Here is a 15,905-nt window from a genome sequence, read left to right as displayed (position 1 = left end):
AATCCATCAGAATGCTTCAGTTTTCCCTCTTCAAAATAAAAAGCAGGTATGAGTAGGATAAAAAATATAAAAACTCCTATAATTCTTCACTATACGCTTTCTCTTTCGTCGTAATAGAATAGTAATAAAACAAGACAAAATAGGTATTATCAATATGACATGTAGATATACTTATTTTGTCGGTGTTTGTCTCTGAGGAAATATGTCTTGAATAGACGTATTTCCTCGCAGCAAAAAAGGAGCCGAAGATGAAGTTTTTGCATCCACCCACGAATGCGATGGTCAATGCGGGCCTGTTTGTGCTACGCCTGACATTGTTCACAATCTTTATCGTGCATGGATCACAAAAAATGCTGGGATGGTTTGGCGGTCATGGCTTCCAGGCAACGGTAACAGGTTTTACCCATGGCATGCATATCCCACTCATTTTTGCATTACTGGCCATTTTTACTGAATTCTTAGCCCCCTTAGCACTCCTGGTGGGACTCCTCACCCGCCCGGCGGCCCTGGGATTACTCGTAGTGATGCTTGTGGCAGCGATAAAGGTCCATATCGCCAACGGATTTTTTATGAACTGGGGAGGGCATCAACGTGGCGAAGGCGTTGAGTTCTTCATTCTTGGCACTGGCATCGCACTGGCCCTCATTATTGGCGGCGCCGGAGCATGGTCCCTGGATGCACTGGTAGGGAAGCGCATCAGACAGCAACAGAACAAGCCAGTTATCGAAAAAGTCGCAACTATAGCATAAAGTAATGGCAGCGCTGGTCGCTGCGACTAGCGCTGCCTCTACGATTACGGCTACCGGGTTGCGGTTGACAGGAATTTTACTGAAGTGGTATAATCTGCGACCGAGTGCTACAGCATCGAAATATTTATCTGTAACTAAATAACCATTTCAATCGCTGAATGAGCAGAGAAGCTTAGATGCAACTCCATATCTAGCTTTATATAACAAATACGGGTTTCTTAACCGGCAGTATCGGCTCACTCTAGCTAGACTTTGTCTATGTTATGAGCGTAGGGGCCGACTTTTTTTGTGCAAAAAAGGATGTCGTGTATAAGACCGATATGGCTCTCACGTTATGTTCACAGGGAGGAGCCGTTGTGAAAAAATTTACGGCCAGTATGCTGGTCTTAATGGGAGCCGCCTCATTTGGTGTCCTATCAACCATTGTAAAATTAAGCTATGGCATGGGCTTTTCGACCGCAGAAGTAACAAGTAGTCCCCTGTTCTTTGGTTGCCTGTGCCTGTGGATCCTGGGTATTCCTTCATTCAAAGAGCTACGTCAGCTTTCCTTTATGACTATAAGCAAATTGCTGGTCAGTGGTATCTTCTCCGGCTTAACCGGCGTCTTCTACTATCTCGCTCTGCAATCCCTACCGGCATCTCTGGGTGTCATTTTGCTCTTCCAGTTCGTGTGGATGGGCTTTTTGCTGGAATGGATCCTGCAAAAACGCCGACCAGGGAGCCAGCAATGGATAGCAATAACCATTGTATTGATCGGCACCGTTCTAGCCGCTGGCTATGAGGCGTTACACTTTGAACACCTGAGCATGGCGGGAATTCTGCTGGGACTCCTGGCAGCCGCCAGTTATACCGGTAATATTGCCGTCAATGGACGGGTGGAGCTCAATGTTTCTCCAATTTTAAGAAGCACACTGATGGTTACTGGAGGAGCGATCATTACCATGTTGATCTTTCCACCACTCTTCCTATTCAACGGCTCACTCGTACGGGGACTCTGGATCTTCGCCTTATTACTGGCTATCTTTGGTGTCATCATCCCACCCTACCTTTATGCCCGAGGTATTCCGACTATTGGGTCAGCCATGGCCTCAATTCTAGGCTCAATTGAATTACCAGTTGTAATCATTACATCTGCCTTGATTTTAAAAGAGCACATCACACCAATTCAATGGCTGGGTGTGATCCTGATTTTGTTCGGTATTTTCATCTCCGAACAACGTATATTCAACCGGAAAATGTTGAAACGACGCATACAATATATCGACCCGTACACAACTCAAGATAAACCGCTCCCATAAAATCAATCTCAGTCCCTGGCAAGATGCCCGTGTTATGCCATAAAATACGGGCATCTTGCCAGGGATTAGCTCTAGTATTTCTTTCAGTCCTGTGATACAACTAGCTGAGATTGGCAGGTAAAAGAAAGGAGCAACATACATTGAGCCAGAATATTTACGACAATATTCGCACACGCGTAATTGTACTGGAAGATGAGCAGATACTCTTATTGAATGATCGTGGTAACTGGAGTCTCCCGGGAGGTGGTCTGGAGCCATACGAAAGTCTGCTGGAATGTGCGACCCGTGAGGTACGGGAGGAGACAGGGATAGAGGTTGAGGCGACCAGTATCGCATTTTTAGGAGAATGGATCTATCCTACCCACGCACCATGCCCTCAAAAGCGAATGAATTATGGCTATACCCTTGAAGTTCATATCTATGCTCATCCAACCAGCAAAGAACAACCATTGCAACAAGAGGGTCCAGAATTTCCAGTCCCTGGCTGGGTTCCCTTAGCAGAAGTCGCTTCACTCCGTCTACGACCAAAAGAACTCAAAACTCTGGCCCGAGAACTACTGGCCGGACGTACACTGGTTGGAGTGCCAACGATTATCAGACAACTAGAAAGTACACAATCCCACCCTCCCTCCGCCCTGGCCTACGCGCAGGTGGCACTAGCTGGCAGCAGAGAATAACTATTGCATGGCGCAAAGAGGCCAATTGCTGATGGTGAAGAAAGCTGTGCAAATTATAATTTTCGCTTGCGCATGTGTCTGCATAGTACATTTATGCCATGGCCTCTAACTCGACACACATACCCTAAGCAAATTTTAATCTGGCTGGATATAAACAGTACCATCCACTTTTCAGCATTGGTCGCGATCAGCATGGTGAGGGCGACTACGCTGATGAAGAGTCAACAAAAATGAAGTAAATCCCAGGTCATGTAAAGCGCAAATAGTCAGAAAATGTACAGGTAATAGCACCAAAAATTGGGCGAGAACAGTGAGGTATATTGCAATAGCTTGAAACTTTTTGGTACATTATATATGTCTATTATATAGAGAAACATATATAAACTCATACATTCATCAAAAAGTTAAGCTCAATTTCTTCTAAAGGTACAGCTACACTAAGTGGTGGATGCGTTGAAAAAGGGACTTGAAAAATGACGTATTACACGGCACACTGTTTGTATGAAAAAACAACAGAAAGCGCCAATGAACACGTCTTCTCAATTTTGCCCTAATTTGACGTGTTCCGCAAGGGGTCAAAAAGGGCAAGGAACTATTGTGGTTCATGATCGTCAACGTGAACGCTATCGTTGTAAGGTCTGCAAAAAAACGTTTACATCCCGAACAGGAACCATGTTCGAAGGGCTCCGCAAACCAACCGAGCTCATTGTCATTGTGGTAACTTTGCTTGCCTATGGCTGTCCGGTGCAAGCGATTGTCAAAGCCTTTCGTTTAGATGAAAGAACCATTGCCAACTGGCGAGATCGCTCTGGAGCACATTGCCAACGGGTCCATGAACAAATGATGCAGCAGGCTGACCTCACTCTGAGTCATGTGCAAGCCGATGAAATTCGAGTCAAAGGAAGAAAAAAGGTCATCTGGATGGCCCTGGCGATGCTGGTTCCTACGAGATTGTGGTTGGCAGGCGTGGTGCAGCCAACTCGCGATACTCCGTTAGCCGATCGGTTGTTTGAGCAGGTTCGTCAGTGGACCAAGCACATCAGTGCGATCCTGGTCTGCGTGGATGGCTGGCCAGCCTATCCACACAGTATTGAGCGAGCCTTTCGCTCAAAAATCAAGCGCACAGCTGGAAGAGGACGCTGTTGTCTGGAAATGTGGTCGGGATTGGTGATTGGACAAGTGATCAAGCGTCAATACAAGCATCGTGTGGTTGAAGTGGAACGGCGTTTGCTACGTGGGGATCCGCATCAAGCACAGAAGTTGTTACAAACGACACCAGGATGCACGATTCTCAATACGGCGTACATTGAACGATTGAATGGCACCATGCGAGAGCGTTTGGCACAGTTAACCCGGAAATGCCGACATGCCGCATGTCGGCTTGAGAGCTTGCATCACGGCATGTATCTGTTGGGTGTCACCTACAATCTCTGTTGGTCCCATCAACAGTTGAGCACAAATCAGCAGCAGATCAGTCCGGCGATGGCCAGCGGTTTAACCGATCATCTGTGGAGTATTGTTGAGTTGTTAACGTACAAGGTCGTGCCCGAACCCTGGCACGAACCGAAAAAACGAGGACGCAAACGGATCAAACCGTTGCCTGATCCTAATCAGTCAAAGCGACCACGAGGGAGACCTCGTCTTCGACCGTTGCCTGATCCCAATCAGCCAAAACGGCCGAGGGGGCGACCTCGTAAAGTCATTTTGAGCTCATCCACCGTTTAGTGTGGCTGTACCTCTTCTAAAAACAACACATAAAAATTATCTATAATAGAATTTATTTTATTCAGACCCCAGTAAGTAAGTCGATAATTGAAATAGACAGCACTCTAGTATTGTTATAGTATTAGGATAGATAGTAAGTCTAATGGATCATGTTTACTAAATCGATAAGCATTAGCTTTATGATTATGAGGAAACTATGACAAATACAACCACTAAAAAACTTATAACCGAAGAGGTGTCTATTAGCACCCTCGAAGAAACTGATGGGATGAAACAAGAGAAAAAATCGCAAGCTGCACAAATTGCAGAGCTGGCTCTTCCAACTGCCAGTTATGCAGGCTTACAATTGCAAGATGGTAATCTACACATAGCCGAAGACATTACTGGACAAAGCATCGACAGTTATGAAAAGGCTTTGTTGAATGCGGATTCCAGTGAAGCGGTTCTTACCTGGTTGAAACAGGTGGCCGATGAGCGTAATCTGCAGTTCGTAGCGGCAGCCTTGCGCGAAGGTGATTTTGCAGCAGATCTGGGTGCAAAGTTATGGATGCAGGCCGATATCGTGCCCGTAAAGGCACATACAACGGCTGATAAACCATTGAGCCCCGAAGAGATGGTGCAGGATGCACGGCTACAATTTGACCAGAACAATCTTGTAGAGATTGCTTTGACTCCTGAACGTGAAGTTGTCGTTAGTGAGTTGGTGACACTGGATGATTATCGTGCCTCTGTCACATCAGAAGATTTTGAGATTGCCACCCAGCTCGCCAAAAAATTTGCAGGCAAAAAATTAGTCTTTATCAATGCCACGCCGCAGGGTGGTGGCGTAGCTTTGATGCGTCATGCCTTGATTCGCCTGTTGCGCTTGCTAGGTGTAGATGTCCACTGGCATGTTCTGCTGCCGAAGAAAGAAGTCTTCGATATTACCAAGACCAAAATTCACAACGTGTTGCAGAATGTCGCCAGTCCATCAACCAGGCTCACAGAAGATGATAAACAGATTTACCTGGACTGGAGCAAAGAGAACGCTGAACTCCTGGAGCCAGTGTTCAAGCAGACCGATGTAATCGTTATTGACGATCCACAACCAGCCGGTTTGATTCCCTATATTCAACAGGCCAATCCAGATTGCAAGATACTCTACCGCTCACATATCCAGATCGTCGCCGAGCTTGCAACAAAGGAAGGAACTCCCCAGCATACAACCTGGAGCTTCCTGTGGGACTTTATTCGTCGCGCCGATCTCTTTATCAGCCATCCAATGAAGATGTTTGTACCAGACAATGTGCCCGATGAAAAAGTAATGTATATGCCCGCTACCACGGATCCTGTTGATGGTCTGAACAAGCCGCTGAGCGAGCAACAGATGGAAACCTATCTGAAACATTTCAACCAGATTCTGATCCAGGAAGGGCAGACACCACTGGATAGCCAGCGACCATACATTGTACAGATTGCTCGTTTCGATCCATCCAAGGGTATTCCTGATGTAATGGATGCCTATCGACAATTGCGCCAGAAACTAGAAGCCGAGCATAAAACCATACCACAGCTCGTTATTGCAGGTAACGGTTCTATCGATGATCCGGATGGTGTGCCGGTCTACAGCCTGATCAAACGCACGCTGCAAACCGAGCCATACAGCCATTTTGCCGATGATATCAAAGTAGCACGCCTACCACATCGCGACCAGGTCCTGAATACTCTGTTGCGCAAAAGTGCGGTAGTACTACAACTCTCCATCAAAGAAGGCTTCGAGGTCAAAGTTACTGAAGCACTGCTAAAAGCCAAACCTGTAGTCGCATATCGCGTGGGTGGTATTCCCCTACAGATCCAGGATCAAATTACTGGTTACCTGGTAGAGACCGGTAACACAGCCCAGGTAGCGCAACACTTATATAATTTGCTGACCGATGATCTGCTCTATCAGAGCATGAGCTCAGCAGCCGCTACCCTTGCCAATCGGGACTACCTGACCGTCTCTAACGCCATCTGCTGGCTATATCTGGCTTTAGAGTTGCTAGAAAATGAGCAGGTCGAAGGGAACTATCAATGGGTCAAGGCTCTTGCACAACAAAACACTGAAGAACTCGTTGCCTGATCCAATAATCTCCATAAAAAAGAAGCGGCTTCCTGATGTTATGTCAGGAAGCCGCTTCTTTTTTATCCTCCCCCAGCTAGCTTGCAACCACACACAGCCGCACTCGGGACTAAAGTGCCCGTACATCTTTTATTATGTTATGCAAAATATGCTCAATATGCGCATTTTGCATAACATAATAAAATCCTTGTTCGCACCGCAGGTGCGAAAACTCACGCAGAGAAACGATGGAGCACACGGAAATCAAATACTATCTCTAAAGAAAAAGTGGTATGGATGATGTGCAGATGGTGTGGAAATGATGTGTTATAAACACGGCGTGTAACTCATACTAGAGAGACAGAACAATATGTATTGCCTGTGTGATCAATCTCATTTCTATCCTGAAAGAATGATGCCCTATGAAAAAAATTACTCATGTCTGTCTCACGCTATGCTTCCTGCTTTTACTGGCACTGATGACCGCTTGTGGTAACAATCTGGCCACAGTAGCTACACCCGCCACCAGAGGAGCAACGCTCACCGTAAACAATGACGAACCAGAGCCACTTACAGCAAAGCAACTCTTAAAAAAGAGTCAGCAAGCGATGCAAAAGGTTCAATCTGTCCATTTCACGCTCGACACTAAACGCATGGTCAGTCCAAATCCTACGCTACCTGCAACCAGTCTATTACAGTCACTAGTGCCAATGTCTAGTTCTGCCTCCGAATATAATCTATGGAAACAAGGACAGGGTGACGAGGCAGGGAATGCAACGTCCCAGATTACCTTGAAAGAAAAGTGGGATCAGCAGAATTTCGGAGCACACGATGGTGCCATCTTTGATCTTAACCAACGTCTACAAGGAGACAATGTCTACCTGTTAGGCGGCACGTATGTGAAGCCCCAATGGTATGTGATCGAAAAAGACATCTTGCAGCAACAATCCGACACACAGGTCTATGCCATGTCAGGCATGAGCCAGCTGCATTCTCTGCTCGCGCTCGCCCTCCAAAAAGGGCAGGTCCACAACCAGGGCACGCAAACAATTGGAGGGATAAAATTACGTCATCTTAAAGTGAACTTTACCGGAGCTGGATTGGCTGCACTATACAATCTTGATACCGAAAACAAAACCGCCAGGATAAACTTCAAGACCTCTACCTCTCAGGTTGGCAGCGTAGATTTCTGGATCAATGCACACACCGGTTATGTCTATCAACTTAGTACGCTTATGAGCTATACACTTAGCAATGGTATTCCAATCCAGCAAACGCTTCAATTTACATACCAAAAATTCAATCAACCCGTTCATATCACTATTCCACAGGCTATTCCTGCCAGCAGCTGGGGCCAGATCTATCCACCTATCTATCCACCTATTCCTGGCTAGGTGCACCGGACAAAACCAGCATGCGCAAGCCTCGAGCTTACGCGTGCTGGTTCCCCAGGACACGCAATGGAGCATATTCTTTTGAACTTACTCTGAATATCATGTCAGCGATATCCAGGGTTGCCAGATGCCAGCGGTATTCGAGGTTTGTTGTAGGACATTGTTGGACGTACGCGCAAAAACGTCGATGCGGCCATTTCCCCAGGTGGTAGTGCTGGGACTGGTAGTCAGGACGCCACTGATCGTTTCCCAATCATGCCAGGCACCATCAAAACTGCGGCGCTGTAAAGCGTTGCCAGCACCACGCACAAAGACATCCAGATGATTCTGACCGATAGAAACAGCGGCTGGATCGGACTCAAAGGAGCCACCAAGAGATTCCCAGTCATGCCAGCTGCCATCAAAACCACGATGCCAGAGCGCACTATCAGACCCGCGCACAAAGACATCCAGCCGATTTGGTCCCCAGGTTGCCGCAGAAGGGCTTGAAAGCAAAACCCCATCCAGATGTTCCCAGTCATGCCAGGTGCCATCAAATGCTTTATGCCAGAGCGCATTATCCACGCTACGGGCAAAGACATCCAGCCGATTTGGTCCCCAGCTGACAACGGCTGGATCAGAAGTGAGTGTGCCCCCAAGGGACTCCCAGGGATGCCAGCTGCCATCGTACCAGCTATGCTGTAAAGTATTGTCCGCACCGCGCGCAAACACATCAAAGCGCCCCGTACCCCAGGTTGTCACAGCTGGATCAAAGTTTAATCCTGCCAGAGCCTGCGTCCAGTCATGCCAGCTGCCATCATAATGACGTTGCCACAGAGCACCATCGGTTCCACGTACAAACAGATCCAATTGATCAGGACCCCATGAGGCAACCGTTGGGCGTGTCGGTCCCAGCACCATCACATTCTGCGGAATTGCCGTGGCCGCTGGGGGAGCCTGCGTAGCAGTCGGCGTTGGAACATGTACTGGCTGCTGCGGTCCGGGCAATGGTGCCATCGTTGGTTTGCTCTGAAAAGCATTCTGCCAGGTAAGATTCGCAATCACGCCAATCAGGCCCGCGCCCCCTACCCCGGCGGCCAGACCAAGTAACATGCGCCGTGACATCTTTGATCCATTGGCATTCACAGCATTCGAAGGCATGGCTGGTACCGATTGTGTCTGTATCATCTTACGCGCAGCTGGTACCGACTGTGTAGAGGGAACAGGTAGACGCTGGCTAGTTGAACGCAGATATGGAGGAGGCAGTGCCTCCTGCTGGGGATCTGGCGATAATAATGGAATAGACAACAGCTTTTTTGCCGCTGGCACCGCCTGTCCAGACCAGAAAAGCTTTGCCGCTGGCACCGCCTGATCCAGCCAGAGGTGTCTGGCCGCTGGCACTGTTTTATCCACCCACAAATGTTTTAGAGAGACCACTACCGATTTTTCCTGTCCTGGCAGGGTGGACTGGCCATCACTATTGCTTTGCTCCGTCGCTGGCATAAATGCTGAGAGACGCAAAGGTCGGGATTTATCCTCATCAATATCAATGGCGGCAACTGGCTGCGAGGCATAATCAGACAAGCGCGTGGTAGTGCCAGGAGTATGAGCCGGTAGCTTCAATGAGGCCACTGGTAAAGGTTGAGGCGTCTTACCAGCCATTGGAGCAGGGGTGGATAATGCCTTCGATTTACCAGAAGCGGACAAACCTGACAGCGAAACAAAAGCCGGCAAAGCGGTGGCGGGCTTATCAGAGGCTGGAGAAGATGGCAGATCCGCAACAATAGGAGCTGAGGACTGGAAAGCCTCGGTTTTATCAAAAGAGAAAGAAGGCACAAATTGAGAAGAAACAATAATTCCCGCTTTACGCGACAAAAAAGCTTGTTCCAAAGCAGTGGCAAAGTCCAATATCGAGGGATAGCGCTCCTCAGGCTGTTTTGCCAGGGCCTTACTTATAACCTGTTCGATTTCCGCAGTGACTTCAGGAACTTTATCCGTCAGAGCCGGAGCTGCGACATGTAGGTGTTGTAGAGCGGTCTCCATATCTGAGCCGCTGAAAGGGGGCGCGCCACAAAGCCATTCATAGGCAACAATAGCCAGAGAATATTGATCACTGGCAAATACAGCGTGGGAGATAAACAATTCAGGTGCCATATAGGTCGCGGTCCCAATAGCGGCAGGCTGGTTCGCCTGCGGCATAAGCGAATTGCCAACCATGCTCTGTGTGGTCACTGCAATGCCAAAGTCACTCAGCAACAATTGATGTTGCTCACCCAGTAATATATTTTCTGGCTTCACATCACGATGAATAATCTGTTGCTCATGGGCATACTGCAAGGCCTGAGCCAGTTGTCCAACATAACGTACAACCGTTTCAAGCGGGACAATACTTCCCGCGGGATGCAGACGGCGCAAAGAACCATATGGTGCATACCCCATCACCAGGAAAGGCACTTCCTGCTCAAGACCAAAATCGTGAACAATAATGATATGCGGATGGCGCAGGCGGGCGATGGTGCGCGCCTCAGCCAGAAATTGCTCCAGAGCATCCTCACTCAGATGAACACGTAATACTTTGATAGCCGCCGATGTCTTCAGATAAATATGCTCGCCCAGATATACATCGGCAAAACCACCCTGACCTAGCAGTTCCAGCAACCGATAATTTCCTAGCTTCTTACTTCCATCATAGGCCATCGTAATCATTCTCCTCGCGCCCAGAAAATACATAAGCTCACAAATCACCACGAACCACTCTCACTAAAAACATATTGTTCCCAACTATAGCTATATGGGGCGAGAGCCGAAATTACACGGGCAATCTACCTGTTGCATGAGCAATGCTATTTTACCATGAAGAAACGCTTGCGCTTAACGCTATATGAAATCAAGGGCGAAAAGTACTATCTAGACGATAAAGCAGGCGCCAGACAGTGATTTTGTGGCTCAAGAATCGGCTGAGGCAGAGGAGGAAAGCTGTATGGCTTGCTCTAAACGTGCCACTACCCACTGACACCAGGCGGCATATTCACGCTCGAAACCCAGGCCACGTTGCAAGATAATATATTGAGCAAAAACAGGGGAGGTCGGATCATTTAAGTCTTCGGGAGACTCCTCAAGGCGGCGTTGTACCTCCTCATATTGTTGAAGCTTGGAAAAATGATACTGCTCATGATAGTGAAACAAATCACGAGCGGACTCCGGATCCGCCATCCACAGCGAGTATGCTTTGATGACCAGTTCATCTCTGATCACGGGAGGTTCAATTGGCTCGACGGCCCAGGTCCGCAAAAGAGCGCGCCCGGCCTCGGTAATGGTGTAGATTTTTTTATCGGGCAGTTCGTGCTGAGCCACCGCCTGATAGGTAACCAGGCCTTGAGTCTCAAGCTTAGATAATTCAGGATAGATCTGGCTATAGCGTGCCTCCCAGAAAAAGCTAATCGGTGAGCGCATCACACGGCCAAGGTCATATCCTGTATAGGATTTGACCGCTAATAAACCTAGCAGGACGTAGTCAAGGGTTGTCACAGTCATTTCTCTATAGTACTCACTTTTTCTCAAAGTAGTAAAAGATAGCTTATACCTTTTACTACTTTATTGTACCAATTAGAAAAACTAGTACATTGTCAAACTTCGTGTGATGGGTTGTGCGCCCGCTTCGCGGGCGGGATGGGGGAGATGCCGGGGGCACAGCCCCCGATCCCCCAGTCAAGGGGCTCGGCGCTTGATCATGCCCCCGGCATGCTCGCTTGCATCCCCGCCTCCCCGTCTACCAGACTACTAGTATTCTGGCAGGCTGCATGAGAAAGATGAGCCCGCTACGCGGGCGAGAGAGGGGGTGGGAGGCCAGGGCACAGCCCTGGAACCCAGTCAGGGGATTGGCCATCCCCTGCACCCCTGCTCTTCTCCTGCGGTCTGGCAGGCAACGACAGTATTCTGCAAAGTCGCTATTGCAAGAGTTCGGGTTGATCTTGATAGAGTTGTTCCAGGGTTCGTGTACGCGATTGCTCAATTTTTTGTAGACGCCTGGTAAATTGATTCACTGCAAATTCTACATAGTCGGTCAGACGAATACCAAATCTGTTTTCTTCTCCCGCAGGAAGAGAACTATCCGTTTCTTGAATGACGTCGAGCGCATACGGTAATAGTTCGTTCATACGTTGCTCAATCGCATCCCATACCTCAATATTCTCAGCCACCAGACGTGAAATCAAGAAAATACCATAGGCGATATGCCGCGATTCATCCCGCTTCAAATACACCAGTCCCTGTTTCAAGCCCGGCATAATCTGATTGCGATCAAGCATATCAAAATAAGCCTGATAGCCAGTCTCGGCCAGTACACCTTCAACAATCATATTATATGTAACGGCAGCACACGCCTGCGCCCGAGCTGAAAAATCAGTATTCAGAGCCCCCATCGTCTGAGGAAGTTCTTCAAAAAATATTTTGCGATAACTTGGTGAAAGATAGCCATGTAAATCTTTAGTTGTATGCGTGACTTCATCCAGAAAGCGCCGAAAGAATTCTGTGTGTTTGGCTTCCTCAAATAAAAAGGTTGTCAAAAATAATTCTTCTTCGAGCCGGCCTTGCCGGGCTATAACGGAAATCATCGGCAAGATATCCAGGGTCACGCTTTCCTCGCCAGCTTGAAAAAGCGAAGTCAACGTCAACAGTGTCTCCTGCTCTTCAGGACTACAGTTCTGCCAATCTTGAATATCCTGAGTGAAATCAATACTAACAGGATTCCATATGCCTAATTTTTTGGCTTTATGATAGAGACGCATCGGCAAGATATCCTGGCGTAATCCCAGGCTGCTGGTTGTTTGGAATGAGGAGTGCTGGAACTGAAGTGTCATCTGTTTGCCTGCTTTCTTTCTAGTGCACCGAAAACACATAACAACACAAAAATATACATATATAAGTATAAACTATTATCTAACATTTTTTGCTATTCATAGCTTTAATTCTAAACATAGAGATGATCATACTCACTCCCATACGAGATCAAGGGAAACGTTGGAACCAGCGCAGGCTTAACAGGCCGGCCAGCAGGAAGAGGAGGACACCAATAGCACAGAAAAGGACAGTGATTTCGGTCGGCTCTTTGACCCAGCTAATCTGCTTACTCAGATCGGTATAGACTTGCTGCAAATCTTTGGATGCGCCGGCATAGAAATAGCGACCACTGGTTTGATTAGCAATGGCTTTCAGTGCTACCTCATCTACACCTGTATTTGGCCTGCCATCTACCGGGGGTTGAGTATCACGCTGACCGATCCCCACGGTGTTGACCTTGATATGAGCCAGTCTGACCCGTGATGCGACTACCTGAGGATCTTCTCCCATATTATTCGATCCATCAGAAAGGAGCACAATGGTGGCTGGGATCGACGCCCCTTTATCATCGCGGGGAGATTGCTCCAATTGCTCCAGGGCCGCATTCAGTCCATCTCCAATAGCAGTACCCCCACCAGGCAGCAGGGTATCTATTGCACGCTGGGCCAGCTGATGATCCCAGGTCAAAGGCGCGCGCACACTGGCGACATTATTAAAACTGATCACTCCAACCTGGATATTATCAGGCAATGCATCCACAAACAAATGGGCCGCATGGCGAGCCGCCAGAATTCTGGTGGGTACCATATCAGGAGTATTCATTGAGCCCGAAACGTCAAAGACCAGCATGACATTGGCACGATCACGCGGAACAGCAATGGCCGCCATTGGACGCGCCATGCCCAGGACAAATGCGCCTAATGCAAGTATAAAGATGAGGGGCGGTATATGGCGTCGTAATCCGGGTCTCTTGCCGACAACGCTATGCAACAGGTTAAGATTGGTAAAGCGTAGCGCATAAGCACGCCGCTGCTTTTGGGCTGACAGATACAACCAGATAAGCAAGGGGATCAAGGCCAGCATAATCAGACATAACGGCCATTGAAAGCTCATTGAATGCCCCCTTTCCATGCAGGCCCGGATGTCATCTGGGTCTGGGGCAAAGGTAATTTACGCGTGCGACGGTGTTGTCGCTTTTGAAGAAAGCGTACCATGGCAGGAATTACATCCTGGTCGGTACCAAGCTGGAGCAATTCAACCCCACAGCGTGCAAAACCGGCGCGCAACTGCTCTTCCTGTTGCAGGGCAGCCTGCATAAAACGCTCACGTAATGTAGTATCGCCCGTATCGACAAAAAGCTGTTGACCCGTCTCAGGATCTTCCAATGTCACCAATCCTACATCCGGTAACGCGCCCTCACGTGGATCCTGGAGCCGTACGGCCACAATCTCGTGGCGTTGTGCGAGTTTACCCAGTGCCGACTGCCAACCATCCTGGACCAGGAAATCAGATACAAGGACAATTAATGAACGCCGTCGCAGTATCCTCTGAGTTTTGTTCAGTGCCGCATACAGGTCAGTAGGACCAGTCGAACTGGTTTTGATGGTACGCAAACGTGCTAAGAGGTGCAACAAATGCAAACGGCCAGTTACAGGAGGAAGCACCTCCAGCGGCATATCAGCAAAAATCACAGCACCCAGACGATTGCCCGAACGATTCAGTAGCTGCCCTGCCAGTGCGATAAACTCCAGTGCGCGATCGCTCTTGAGACAGCTAGCCGTGCCCCAATTGATAGAAGCGCTCACATCAATCAAAAACCAGACATCAACCGCCCGCTCCACATGTGCCTCGCGAACCATTGGTTGCTCTGTGCGCGCCGAAATATTCCAGTCGATAAAACGAATATCATCGCCAGGCTGATACGCCCGAATCTCTGAAAATTCTACCCCGGGTCCTAAAAATTGCGAGCGCTCACTGCCTCCCAGATAGCTGGCCAGCGGACGCAACACACTCCAATTCAAACGTCGCAACAGGAGATCCGACTGCGCTGACGAGTTGCTGAATGTTTGCTGTCCCCCCGCCGGTATCGGCGGCTCAGCGATAACATCTGAGAATAGTTGGAACCAGTTTTTGTTACGCCACATAACGATCTCCCAGATCAATATGTGGTGGTGGAAAACGCTGGAGCAATTGCGCAACGATCATATCCGTCGTCAGCCCATCAGCCACGGCCTCATAGCTTAAGACCAGCCGATGACGCAACACATCGTGTACCAGGTCTGCCACATCGCGAGGTAACGCATATGGCCGGCCACGCACAAAAGCCAGTGCCCGTGCGCCAGCGACCAGATTAATCGAGGCACGTGGGCTGGCACCATAGAGTAATGCGCCCTCCAGCCTTCCCAGACCATGTCTGACAGGCTCACGAGTAGCATGTACCAGGGTCGCGGCATAGAAGACCACATGCGGATCCACATACACACGATCAACCTCCTGCTGGAAGTGCCGCAGGCCATCTGGATTCAGCAGTGTCTTGAGGACGATATGCGTACCGGTCACGCGCTCAACGATGACAATTTCATCCTCATATGAAGGATAGTCGACCAGCACCTTAAACATAAAGCGGTCCAACTGTGCCTCGGGTAAAGGATACGTACCATCGGACTCGATCGGATTTTGCGTGGCCAGCACCAGAAAAGGATCAGGTACAAAATGGGTCTGTTTGCCAATCGTTACCTGATGCTCCTGCATAACTTCAAGCAAGGCCGACTGGACCTTCGCGGGCGCGCGATTAATCTCATCAGCCAGGAGTAGATGGACAAAAATGGGACCTAGCTCGGTAACAAACTCTGCATTTCTGGCATTATAGATACGTGTTCCAACCAGGTCAGCTGGCACCAGGTCAGGAGTAAACTGCACACGTCCAAAGGTTCCACCCATCACCTGGGCCAATGCCTTGACCGTCGCCGTCTTGGCCAGTCCCGGTACCCCTTCTAACAAAACATGACCACGCGCCAATAACGCCACCAGTAATCGTTCCAACAAATGATCCTGTCCCACAATCAAGCGTTTCACTTCAAACATTACAGGCTCAATCGGCGAAGGCTGAGAAAACGGAGGAGGCGGGGCCAGCCGCTGCGGATACGTCATAGCACATTGTCCTT

General features: G+C 48.7%; 12 protein-coding genes. 6 read left to right on the top strand and 6 right to left on the bottom strand.

The genetic code is table 11. The features are described from left to right. Positions 1 to 248 precede the first annotated feature (248 nt). The 6 genes from KDW_RS25320 to KDW_RS25295 all read left to right on the top strand — a co-directional run bounded on the left by KDW_RS25320 (position 249) and on the right by KDW_RS25295 (position 7,923). Positions 249 to 749, top strand: coding sequence for a DoxX family protein (locus KDW_RS25320; protein ID WP_198925539.1), 501 nt, complete (start codon positions 249 to 251; stop codon positions 747 to 749). A gap of 356 nt (positions 750 to 1,105) precedes the next feature. After that, the gene (locus tag KDW_RS25315) at positions 1,106 to 2,047 is read left to right on the top strand and encodes an EamA family transporter (protein WP_151758717.1); all 942 of its coding nucleotides are present in this window, start codon (positions 1,106 to 1,108) and stop codon (positions 2,045 to 2,047) included. A gap of 140 nt (positions 2,048 to 2,187) precedes the next feature. Further along, positions 2,188 to 2,724, top strand: a complete 537-nt coding sequence (locus KDW_RS25310) for an NUDIX domain-containing protein (protein WP_162005597.1) — start codon at positions 2,188 to 2,190, stop codon at positions 2,722 to 2,724. A 597-nt stretch (positions 2,725 to 3,321) separates the two neighbouring features. Further along, positions 3,322 to 4,449, top strand: a complete 1,128-nt coding sequence (locus KDW_RS25305; protein WP_151754965.1) for a hypothetical protein — start codon at positions 3,322 to 3,324, stop codon at positions 4,447 to 4,449. 196 nt (positions 4,450 to 4,645) lie between these two features. Next, positions 4,646 to 6,550 (top strand): glycosyltransferase, encoded by a 1,905-nt coding sequence (locus KDW_RS25300; protein ID WP_151758715.1) that lies wholly within the window; start codon positions 4,646 to 4,648, stop codon positions 6,548 to 6,550. Positions 6,551 to 6,951: 401 nt separating this feature from the next. Then, a complete protein-coding gene (locus KDW_RS25295; RefSeq protein WP_151758714.1) occupies positions 6,952 to 7,923 on the top strand; it encodes a LolA-like protein in 972 nt (323 codons plus the stop codon). Positions 7,924 to 8,022: 99 nt separating this feature from the next. Here KDW_RS25295 and KDW_RS25290 read toward each other — a convergent pair whose 3' ends face one another. The 6 genes from KDW_RS25290 to KDW_RS25265 all read right to left on the bottom strand — a co-directional run bounded on the left by KDW_RS25290 (position 8,023) and on the right by KDW_RS25265 (position 15,891). Beyond that, positions 8,023 to 10,599: a DUF8189 domain-containing protein gene (locus tag KDW_RS25290; RefSeq protein WP_162005596.1), complete on the bottom strand. Its 2,577-nt coding sequence runs from the start codon at positions 10,597 to 10,599 to the stop codon at positions 8,023 to 8,025. A gap of 249 nt (positions 10,600 to 10,848) precedes the next feature. Beyond that, the gene (locus KDW_RS25285) at positions 10,849 to 11,430 is read right to left on the bottom strand and encodes a PadR family transcriptional regulator (RefSeq protein ID WP_162005595.1); all 582 of its coding nucleotides are present in this window, start codon (positions 11,428 to 11,430) and stop codon (positions 10,849 to 10,851) included. A gap of 419 nt (positions 11,431 to 11,849) precedes the next feature. After that, the gene (locus KDW_RS25280; protein ID WP_151758711.1) at positions 11,850 to 12,761 is read right to left on the bottom strand and encodes a R2-like ligand-binding oxidase; all 912 of its coding nucleotides are present in this window, start codon (positions 12,759 to 12,761) and stop codon (positions 11,850 to 11,852) included. Positions 12,762 to 12,909: 148 nt separating this feature from the next. Further along, a complete protein-coding gene (locus KDW_RS25275) occupies positions 12,910 to 13,854 on the bottom strand; it encodes a VWA domain-containing protein (RefSeq protein ID WP_162005594.1) in 945 nt (314 codons plus the stop codon). Further along, positions 13,851 to 14,885 carry a DUF58 domain-containing protein gene (locus tag KDW_RS25270; protein ID WP_151758709.1) on the bottom strand — a complete coding sequence of 345 codons (1,035 nt, stop codon included), beginning with the start codon at positions 14,883 to 14,885 and terminating at the stop codon, positions 13,851 to 13,853. The genes KDW_RS25275 and KDW_RS25270 overlap by 4 nt, the downstream gene beginning before the upstream one ends. Continuing rightward, positions 14,875 to 15,891: an AAA family ATPase gene (locus tag KDW_RS25265; protein ID WP_151758708.1), complete on the bottom strand. Its 1,017-nt coding sequence runs from the start codon at positions 15,889 to 15,891 to the stop codon at positions 14,875 to 14,877. Before KDW_RS25265 ends, KDW_RS25270 begins: the two co-directional genes overlap by 11 nt. Between the last annotated feature and the right edge of the window lie 14 nt (positions 15,892 to 15,905).

Origin of the sequence: Dictyobacter vulcani (assembly GCF_008974265.1) — a bacterium.
Classification (GTDB): domain Bacteria; phylum Chloroflexota; class Ktedonobacteria; order Ktedonobacterales; family Ktedonobacteraceae; genus Dictyobacter; species Dictyobacter vulcani.
The sequence above is the reverse complement of the archived record's forward strand: the minus strand, read 5'-3'. Positions and strand labels throughout refer to the sequence as shown.

Bases quoted from the DNA above. Each gene is read 5' to 3' on its own strand.
- KDW_RS25320 (WP_198925539.1), top strand. From the start codon at position 249: ATGAAGTTTTTGCATCCACCCACGAATGCGATGGTCAATGCGGGCCTG.
- KDW_RS25300 (WP_151758715.1), top strand. From the start codon at position 4,646: ATGACAAATACAACCACTAAAAAACTTATAACCGAAGAGGTGTCTATT.
- KDW_RS25295 (WP_151758714.1), top strand. From the start codon at position 6,952: ATGAAAAAAATTACTCATGTCTGTCTCACGCTATGCTTCCTGCTTTTA.
- KDW_RS25290 (WP_162005596.1), bottom strand. From the start codon at position 10,599: ATGGCCTATGATGGAAGTAAGAAGCTAGGAAATTATCGGTTGCTGGAA.
- KDW_RS25280 (WP_151758711.1), bottom strand. From the start codon at position 12,761: ATGACACTTCAGTTCCAGCACTCCTCATTCCAAACAACCAGCAGCCTG.
- KDW_RS25275 (WP_162005594.1), bottom strand. From the start codon at position 13,854: ATGAGCTTTCAATGGCCGTTATGTCTGATTATGCTGGCCTTGATCCCC.
- KDW_RS25270 (WP_151758709.1), bottom strand. From the start codon at position 14,885: ATGTGGCGTAACAAAAACTGGTTCCAACTATTCTCAGATGTTATCGCT.
- KDW_RS25265 (WP_151758708.1), bottom strand. From the start codon at position 15,891: ATGACGTATCCGCAGCGGCTGGCCCCGCCTCCTCCGTTTTCTCAGCCT.